Source organism: Corallococcus sp. CA053C (assembly GCF_003611675.1).
Lineage (GTDB): Bacteria > Myxococcota > Myxococcia > Myxococcales > Myxococcaceae > Corallococcus.
This window is the reverse complement of sequence record NZ_RAWA01000732.1, coordinates 1-2,026: the sequence shown is the minus strand read 5'-3', so window position 1 is coordinate 2,026 and position 2,026 is coordinate 1. Positions and strand designations below refer to the sequence as shown.

The window sequence follows — 2,026 nt, the reverse complement described above, 5'->3', positions numbered from 1 at the left end:
GGGTCGGGAGGGCGGGGCGTGGGCGCCAGGGCCAGGGCCAGGCAGAGGGCGCGCACGGAGGCGTGTTCGACGAGCTGATGCGGGCTGGGTGTCCGGTCCAGATGCTCACCCAGCCGGGCGCCGAGCAGCGCCAGGGTGGTGGCATCGAAGCCGTGGTCCTCCAGGCTCGCATCGGCATCCACGTCCGCCCGGTCCACGCCGAGGACCTCGGCGATGAGCAAGAGGACGGTCTCCGCGATGGCGGGTGTGGCTTCTGACGCCGCCGGGGGCGGGGAGGCGGCGGGAGCCGCACTCACGTCGAAAGCGCGATCAATGGCCGCGACGTCACCCTCCACGATGGCCATCACCGGCTCGGTGGCGTGCAGCGCCCGCTCGAAGAAGTCGAGCCCCGCGCGCGTGCTCAACGGCCTCATGCCAAGCGTGCGCAGCAGGTGTTCCTCGGTCTGCGCGTCCACGCGCATGCCGCCCTCGCGCCACAGGGGCCAGGCGATGGAGAGCGAGCGTCCGTGGCGCTGCCCGTGGCGCACGTGGGCCGCGCGCCTCCGGGCGAAGTGGTCGAGGAAGCGGTTGGCGAAGGCGTAGTCGCTCTGGCCCACGTTGCCGATGACGCCAGCCAGGGACGAGAAGAGGACGAAGAAGTCGAGCGGCAGGTGCTGCGTGGCCTCATCCAGGTGGAGGGTGCCAAGGACCTTGGGCCGGAGGACCTCGGTGACGTCTTCGGGGCGCTTGCTGGCGACCATGCCGTCGCGCAGCACCCCGGCCGAGTGGATGACGCCATGGAGGGCGCCGAAGCGGCCCACGACCTCGCTCACGAGCGACCTCACCTCGTCGCCGCGAGACGCGTCCGCCTGCCGGTACACCACCTCCGCGCCCTGTGCGGTGAGGGCCCGGAGCTGTTCGCGCACGGCCGCGTCCTCCGGAGCGCGTCCGGTCAGCACCAGCCGCGCCCGGAAGCGCCGGGCCAGCCATTGGGCGAAGAGCTGGCCGAGCCCGCCCCGTCCCCCGGTGATGAGGTAGACGCCGCGGTCCCTCAGCAGGGGGGGGGCGTCTGTCTCGGGCAGGGACAGCCGCCGACGACGGAGGCGTGCACGGCCGGTCCGACCGACGCGGACCGCATCATCCGGAGCGTCAGGCCGGGACAGCTCCTGGAGCAACAGGGCCGCCAGGGCCGCCGCGGGAAGGGGGGGCTCATCCGGGAGCTCCACCGTGCGGTAGCGAAGGGCGCGATGCTCGCGGTTGATCGACTTGCAGAACCCCGACAGCGCGGAGTGCTGGGGCGCGGAGGTGGCGTCACCGGACCCCACGCACAGCAGGTGGAGCGGGGGCACCGGCCGAGCCCGCAGCCAGGCGCGGGTGAAACCCATGAGCGTATGGAGGCCCTTTTCCAGCTCCGCGCCCAGCAGCAGCTCGTCCGGTCCGAAGGGGCGTTGCCGGGCCCAGGCATGGATCATCGCCGTGGGGAGCCGACCTTCCCGTCGCAGGGCCTGGAGCAACTGCTCGAATTCCTCGGCGCGCCCGGGGGCGACTTCGTAGACGCCGTCGTCGAGCGAGCGGAAGCCCGTTCCCGGCCGCACGAGGAGCACGGGCCTGGAGGTCCTGTCCCGTAGCGCGTCGCGCAGGAGGGTGTCGTCACCGAAGACGAGCAGGGGGCCGGTCGGCTCGGAGGAGGTGCCCTCCAGCGGTTCGGGCACCCAGACTTCACCCAGGATGCGGGTGTCTTCACGGGTCGGTCCCGGAACCTCCCGGATCGCGAAGTCCTCCAGCCGCACGAGCACTCGCCCCGCCGCGTCGATGAGGCGCAGGTCGAACGTCTCCACGTCCTTGCGCCGCGCCTTGCGCGTGACATGGACGAAGCACTCGGGTGGCAGGGGATGGTGCAGGTGCACCGCGCCCAGGCAGAACGGCAGCCAGGTCCGCTCCGGCGCTGAAACACCTCCTGCCGGCTCCTGCGCCAGGAGGCCGATCACGGCCTGCAACGCCCCGTCCAGCAGGCCGGGGGGGAGCGTGACGTCCGTCGGAGCGGGGT

1 protein-coding gene is annotated in these 2,026 nt (G+C 72.6%); it reads right to left on the bottom strand.

The annotated features are described in order from the left end of the window. Positions 1–2,026, bottom strand: a 2,026-nt coding sequence (locus D7V97_RS42675; protein WP_120616234.1) for a type I polyketide synthase, incomplete at both ends; no start/stop codon positions are given.